This window comes from Streptomyces sp. NPDC004667, assembly GCF_040609475.1.
Classification (GTDB): domain Bacteria; phylum Actinomycetota; class Actinomycetes; order Streptomycetales; family Streptomycetaceae; genus Streptomyces.
In genome coordinates, this window is record NZ_JBEXKC010000183.1 from 1 (window position 1) to 5,008 (window position 5,008).

Annotated in this window: 6 protein-coding genes; 2 read left to right on the forward strand and 4 right to left on the reverse strand. The window is 72.6% G+C overall.

The features are described from left to right. Nucleotides 1-157: 157 nt before the first annotated feature. Nucleotides 158-529 (reverse strand): ArsC/Spx/MgsR family protein, encoded by a 372-nt coding sequence (locus tag ABZW32_RS38690; RefSeq protein WP_356225457.1) that lies wholly within the window; start codon nt 527-529, stop codon nt 158-160. Between the two features lie 107 nt (nt 530-636). Between ABZW32_RS38690 and ABZW32_RS38695 the strand changes: the two genes are divergently transcribed. Next, complete coding sequence (locus ABZW32_RS38695) at nt 637-891, forward strand: hypothetical protein (RefSeq protein WP_030233041.1); 255 nt, start codon at nt 637-639, stop codon at nt 889-891. A 69-nt stretch (nt 892-960) separates the two neighbouring features. Here ABZW32_RS38695 and ABZW32_RS38700 read toward each other — a convergent pair whose 3' ends face one another. Beyond that, the gene (locus ABZW32_RS38700; RefSeq protein WP_356225459.1) at nt 961-1,848 is read right to left on the reverse strand and encodes a nuclease; all 888 of its coding nucleotides are present in this window, start codon (nt 1,846-1,848) and stop codon (nt 961-963) included. Nucleotides 1,849-1,925: 77 nt separating this feature from the next. Then, the gene (locus tag ABZW32_RS38705) at nt 1,926-3,032 is read right to left on the reverse strand and encodes a PP2C family protein-serine/threonine phosphatase (RefSeq protein WP_356225461.1); all 1,107 of its coding nucleotides are present in this window, start codon (nt 3,030-3,032) and stop codon (nt 1,926-1,928) included. 76 nt (nt 3,033-3,108) lie between these two features. Here ABZW32_RS38705 and ABZW32_RS38710 point away from each other — a divergent pair, with 76 nt between their 5' ends. Next, nucleotides 3,109-3,798 carry a VIT family protein gene (locus ABZW32_RS38710; RefSeq protein WP_356225463.1) on the forward strand — a complete coding sequence of 230 codons (690 nt, stop codon included), beginning with the start codon at nt 3,109-3,111 and terminating at the stop codon, nt 3,796-3,798. Between the two features lie 291 nt (nt 3,799-4,089). Here ABZW32_RS38710 and ABZW32_RS38715 read toward each other — a convergent pair whose 3' ends face one another. Next, a complete protein-coding gene (locus ABZW32_RS38715; RefSeq protein WP_356225465.1) occupies nt 4,090-4,755 on the reverse strand; it encodes a hypothetical protein in 666 nt (221 codons plus the stop codon). Between the last annotated feature and the right edge of the window lie 253 nt (nt 4,756-5,008).

Genomic DNA, 5,008 nt, shown 5'->3' on the forward strand with positions numbered 1-5,008 from the left:
GGCCGAAGGCCATCGCGAAGCGACGCGACCGAAGGGAGCGCCCTTGACAGCCCGGCCCGCCACGGAAGGACAGTGAGACTGACGGGAAACCCCCATACCCTCCCTGATCCGGGCCAGCGTGAGTCCCGCCACCCCCCGACCCCGACCGACCGCCCCCTCACCCCCTGCGCGACAGGGCCTCGTGGACGGCTTCGTCGGAGCGGGCGATCAGGGCCGTGCCGTCCTCGGCGGTGATGATCGGGCGCTGGATGAGCTTCGGGTGGGTCGCCAGGTGGGCGATCCAGGCCTGCCGGGCCGGTTCCGTTGCCTCGCGCGGCAGGTCGCGTACGCCGGTCTCCTTCGCGAGGGGGTCGGAGGTGCGCGTGATGTCCCAGGGCTCCAGGCCGAGGCGTTCCAGCACCTCGCGGATCTCGGCCTCGGACGGTACGTCCTCCAGGTACCGGCGCACGGTGTACTCGGCGCCCTCCGCGTCCAGCAGGGTCAGCGCGCTGCGGCACTTCGAGCAGGCGGGATTGATCCAGATCTCCATGCGCATCAGGGTAGTCAGACTCCGTCTGGCCAGGGGCTTTTGTCAGTGTCCCCCGGTAAAATCGAGGGAGCACGACAGGAAGCCAACTACTGTTTGGGAGGCTGTAGATGGCCGCTGCCGCGATCATTGTGATGCCCAAGAAGAAGCCGCTGCCGGCGGGCCTGCCCCGCGAGTGGTACGAGAGCCACAACCGCCGCCTGAAGGCGATGCGGCTGGCGATTTCCCTGCTCGACACGGGGACGTACGACGCCAAGCGCGCCACCAACCGCAAGATACGGACGATGGCGGTGCGGGTGGGTATCCACCGGCCGTCCAATCTCACCTGCAGGATGGTCCGGGCCTTCATCACCGCCCACAGCTGATGTGACAGCCCACCGGTCCGCCGGGGCTCTCCGCCCCGGCTCTCCGCTCCGGCGGACCGGCCGGGCCGCTCACTTCTCGTCGAAGGTGATGTCCTCGACCGGGTGGGTCATCTTCAGGGTCTGCCCTGCGGCGTCGATCTCGACGATGTGGTGCAGTCCGGTGAGCGGCTCCGGCTGTCCCTGGAGGTAGAACCGGTCCGCGGCCCCGGCGAGGTAGGCGCGGAAGCAGCCGAGGGTGGGGGCCGCCGGGGCGAGGTCCAGGTAGTCCTTCAGCCGCCGGAACAGCTTCGGGAGGATCACCGCCCCGGTGTCGGCCGTGAGGGAGGACATCCCGGTGACCTCGGCCCCGTCTGTCGTCCGGTCCCGGTCCCACACGCCCTTCTTGGGGGTGGAGCTCTTCGCCGCCTGCGCCGCGAGGGTGAGGGAGGCGCGCAGGGGCTCGGGGAAGCCGGTGTAGAAGGTCGGGTAGGCCAGGCCGAGGCTGACCAGGTGGTGGTTGGCGGTGTTCCTCAGCTGCCTCTCGTCGACCTCGATCTCGTAGCCGTTGAAGGCGGGCGGGATCCTGCGGCCGACCAGGGCCACGCACCGGCCGAAGATGTCGGCGCCGCCGGTGAGGATGAAGCCGGGCACGGTCTCGGGGGTGGTGCTGGTGATGGTTTCCCGGTCGTCGCGGACGAACTGGGTGAAGCCGAGCCAGGTCAGCAGCTCGTCCGCGGCCCGGTGGGCCAGGTCCAGGGGCTGGTGCTGCACCCCGGATTCGTCGTCGCCGTAGTGGGTTTCCAGCGCGTCGATGGCCTCCAGCCGGATGGAGGCGTGGCCGTCGGCCTTGGGCAGGACCTGGTGGTCCCCCGGTACGCGCTTCCAGTCGGCCACGTTGTCCGGGGTGAAGGGGATCGTGTCGCCGTCCGGTTTGGAGCCCGTCGCGCGGAAGGTTCCTCTGATGAGCAGCATGGACATGGCGACTCCCACGGATGTCGGGACGGTGTCGCTACAGAAAGTAGCGAGTGACTACGCACAGTGCATGTCCGGTGAATCTAGGGACTCGGCGGGCCACCGGGCAACCGCCTTTCGGGCGACAGCATCAGCAGGGCCACGTCGTCGCCCGGGCCGCCCCGGGTGAAGGCCTGCAGGTCCTGCCACACCGCCGGGACCAGGCCCGCGGGGTCGGCGGCCAGTACCGGCAGACGGGTGGCCAGGGGGTAGAAGTACCCGGCCGCGTCGCGGGCCTCGGTGACCCCGTCCGTGTGCGCGAGGAGCCGGTCGCCGGGCAGCAGAGGGAGCTCGGTCACCGGCGGGAGGGCCGGCCCGGTCAGTCCCAGGCCCAGCGGAGGTCCTGGTTCGGCCTTCACCTCCGAGACCTCGAAGTCCCGCAGGAGCAGGACCGGGGGATGCCCGCAGGACACGATGCGCACGAGGTCCAGTCCGGGCGGGAACTCCAGCAGCACCGCCGTGGCGAACAGCTCCGGCTGCGGGGTGGAGTCCGCCGCGGCGTCCTCGGTCAGCCGCCGGTCCAGCCGGGCCGCGACCCCCGTCAGCTCCGGATCGTCCAGTACCGCCTCCCGGAAGGCGCCGAGCAGGGCGACGACCGTCCCGACCGCCGTCAGCCCGTGCCCCTGCACGTCGGCCACCACCGCCCGCACCCCGTACGGTCCGGCCCGTACGTCGTACAGGTCGCCGCCGACCAGCGTGCCGCGCTGGGCCGCCCGGTAGAGCGCGGCGCAGCGCACCGTGCCCACCTGCTCGGGAACCGGCGGCAGCACCGCCATCTGGGCGGCCTCGGCGACCGTGCGGACGCTCACCAGCTGGGCGTCCCGGCGCCGCCGCACCACGGCGATCACCACGCTGAGCAGTCCGACGGTGGCGACGGTCGCCAGGTCCGAGCTGTGGGCGTGCCCGACGCCGAGCGCGGGTACCCCGAGGAGCACCAGCACCACGACGGCGAAGGCGGCGGTGCCGGCGGCCCCGTAGGAGAAGGCGGCCACGGCGGGCAGGGCGGCCAGGAAGTAGCCCAGTTCGGCGGTTCCGGGCGTCAGCCACTGGATGAAGCAGAGCACCACCAGGGCCACCGCGGGCGCGAGCCGGGCCCAGCGCGGTGGCGGTGCTCCGTGCAGGCTGCCCAGGTCCTCCCGTCCGCGTCTCACCCCTCCACCCTGGTACCGGCGCCGGGGGCGCGCACGCCGGGTGGCTCCGGCGGGCGCGGGCCGCGACAGTGGTCCCGTGACGGATACGCAGAGTGCCGCCATCAGCACCCGGCTGAACTGGCTGCGCGCCGGGGTGCTGGGTGCCAACGACGGGATCATCTCGACCGCCGGCCTGGTCGTGGGCGTGGCCGGCGCGACCACCTCGCGCACGGCGATCCTGACGGCGGGGGTGGCGGGCCTGCTGGCCGGGGCGCTGTCGATGGCGGCGGGGGAGTACGTCTCGGTGAGCTCGCAGCGGGACTCCGAGAGGGCGGCGCTGGAGGTGGAGCGGCGGGAACTGGCGGAGGAGCCGGAGGCGGAGCTCGACGAACTCACCGGAATGCTGATGGAGCGGGGCCTGGACCACGCGGTGGCCCGGGAGGCGGCGGAGCAGCTGACGGAGCGGGACGCGCTGCGGGCGCACGCGCGGGTGGAGCTCGGCATCGAGCCGGACGAGCTGGCGAACCCGTGGCACGCGGCGTTCGCGAGCCTGGTGGCCTTCACGGTGGGGGCGGTGCTGCCGCTGCTGGCGATCGTCCTGCCGGGGCCGTCCGGGCGGGTGCCGGTCACGGTGACGGCCGTGCTGGCGGCGCTCACGCTGTGCGGGGTGGTCAGCGCCCGGCTGGGCGGGGCGCCGGTTCCGCGGGCGGTCCTGCGCAACGTGCTGGGCGGCGCGCTCGCCATGGCCGTCACCTACGCGGTGGGCACCTGGCTCGGCACCGCCTGATCCTCCCGCGCCCCGCCGCCTCCACCGCCGGCGGGGCCGGCAAACCCGGGGGGGGGGGGGCGCCCCCGGGCCCGCGGGCACGGGGCCGCCCACACCGCGACCGACCGTTCGAAGGTCTTCGCGGATGCACATCGAGATTCCCGGGCGATCGGCACTCTCCGCAATCGGCTTGGCCTCGCTCGGCTGGAATCCGCACCACGATGTCCCGATATAGGCTTCTGGTGCGCAGTTGAAACGTTTTGGCAGTCCGGCGACGCCGGGCCGTGGGCCGGATGTCCGTCGCGGGCCTGCTCAGACGGCGGGAACGGCGTCCTTCGGGGAGGTGTGCCAGTTGGTGACGACCGGCTTGTCCACGGTGATGGTGCCGACCGGCAGGGAGACCGGGTCCGGGTCGTGGTCACCGACGGCGACGATGATGCTCTCCAGTTCTTTGCCGCCGTTCGCCTTGGTGCTCTTCGGGTTCACCCCGGCGTAGGCGGCGGTGCTGCCGCTCAGGGTGATCTGCTTGCCGACGGCCTGCTCCGCGGGACCGGCCTGGGTGCCGTCGGAACCGAACGCCACCGTGGGGAGCGCGGCCGGCAGGACGCAGGTGATCCCGGGCTTGGCCTTCGCGGTGATCAGGATGTATCCGCCCGCCTGGGTCTCGGACTTGGTGCTCCAGGCGATGTCGTTCGCACCGCAGACCTGCCCGGCCGGCTTCCGCCCGCCGGTGCCGGCACCGGTAGCGTCCTTGGTCCCCTTGCCCGCGGTGCCGGACCCCTTGGAGGCGCCCGCTGCCGGTGCGCCGGGCACGGTGGCCGCGCCGGCGGCCCCGGCGGTGGACGGGGAACCCTGCGCGGCGCCCGCGCCCGCGCCCGCGCCGGCGGCCGCGTCCGTGTCCTGGCAGGCCGTCATCAGCAGGGCGCCGCAGACGACTGCTGTGGAGACGAGGAAGGCCTTGCGACGGTTGGCGGACATGGAATCCCCTTGGGTGAGCGGTGTTGCGGGGCCGAGGCGGTATCGGCTTCCCCGTGCTGGTTCGATCACTATGAGGGAGCTGTGAGCCACGGGGACGCGGTGTCTTCGTTCCAGGACAACGCTGTCGCAGACCGGTTACATGATCGTGAAGGCCTGGGCCGCGACCTCCGCCTGGACGTCCGACCAGCCGTGGCTGTACCCCTTCCTCGGGTTGGTGCCGCGGGCTCCGATCACGGCCTGGGCCGCCTCCCCG

What these genes read in the sequence shown, in the direction of transcription:
- ABZW32_RS38690 (WP_356225457.1), bottom strand. Translation starts at nt 529, where the DNA reads ATGGAGATCTGGATCAATCCCGCCTGCTCGAAGTGCCGCAGCGCGCTG.
- ABZW32_RS38695 (WP_030233041.1), top strand. Translation starts at nt 637, where the DNA reads ATGGCCGCTGCCGCGATCATTGTGATGCCCAAGAAGAAGCCGCTGCCG.
- ABZW32_RS38700 (WP_356225459.1), bottom strand. Translation starts at nt 1,848, where the DNA reads ATGTCCATGCTGCTCATCAGAGGAACCTTCCGCGCGACGGGCTCCAAA.
- ABZW32_RS38715 (WP_356225465.1), bottom strand. Translation starts at nt 4,755, where the DNA reads ATGTCCGCCAACCGTCGCAAGGCCTTCCTCGTCTCCACAGCAGTCGTC.